The organism is Sciscionella sediminilitoris (assembly GCF_000737195.2).
GTDB lineage: Bacteria > Actinomycetota > Actinomycetes > Mycobacteriales > Pseudonocardiaceae > Sciscionella > Sciscionella sediminilitoris.
This window is the reverse complement of record NZ_JALM01000187.1, coordinates 1-769: the sequence shown is the minus strand read 5'-3', so window position 1 is coordinate 769 and position 769 is coordinate 1. Positions and strand designations below refer to the sequence as shown.

General features: G+C 54.6%; 1 protein-coding gene. It reads left to right on the top strand.

The window, feature by feature from the left end; translation table 11 throughout:
* Positions 1–163: 163 nt before the first annotated feature.
* Positions 164–769, top strand: a 606-nt coding sequence (locus AD72_RS37875) for a hypothetical protein (protein ID WP_231645160.1), incomplete at its 3' end; no start/stop codon positions are given.

The window sequence follows — 769 nt, the reverse complement described above, 5'->3', positions numbered from 1 at the left end:
CCCCGGGGCACACCACCCTCCACGATTTCAGGGGAAGTCCAATTCCGTCGGTAACGGACTTCGGCTGAGGACAGAAGAGGGCTGTCGGCGCGCCGGGGTGGACTTCGGTCGGCAATCAAGGACAATGTGGTGCAGTAGGTTCCGTTGCGCCACAGGGGGTGCCATGCACTATCGATCTAAACGCGCACTGAAAGTGCTCGATGACTCCGAGTTTACGGTGGATCAAGAGCGCGGGGCTTCGCTTGGTAAATGGTTTGCAGGATCTTTACGGACGACAATCCGCATTCAGAAGCCCTCAACCAAGATGGTCGTGAACCGTGCGTTAAAGACAGTGAAGCGCGACAGGCCAGTTCATCGAAAGTTGAACCCAAGATTGGGTACTGACAGTATCTTCGACATAAGGATCGAAGCCTTGGAACTCGGCATCATGCCATTTCTGTCGGTTGGCGGTTGTGAAGTGCAGACCTTCTGGGGGAACACTTTTGTCGAGGCAAACAGTCGGAGGGTCGATGAGGACCCATGGGAATTGATCTTGCTCGGCTCTCTCGATGGTGTGATCGGTGAGGCGTGGATAGAAGACGATAAGAAGCTAATGATTGGACACCAATATCCCTCGGATCCGTCGGTGTTGTGCCGACTGGTCTGCGAGGAGCTCGAACTAAGCGGTAGAGCAGTCTCTCGGCAAATTGAGAGCATCGACCGTTGGGATTGGTTCGGGCCCGGATGTTATGCGAGGTTCGCATCGCGCCAAACTAAGAGATGGTTTCAA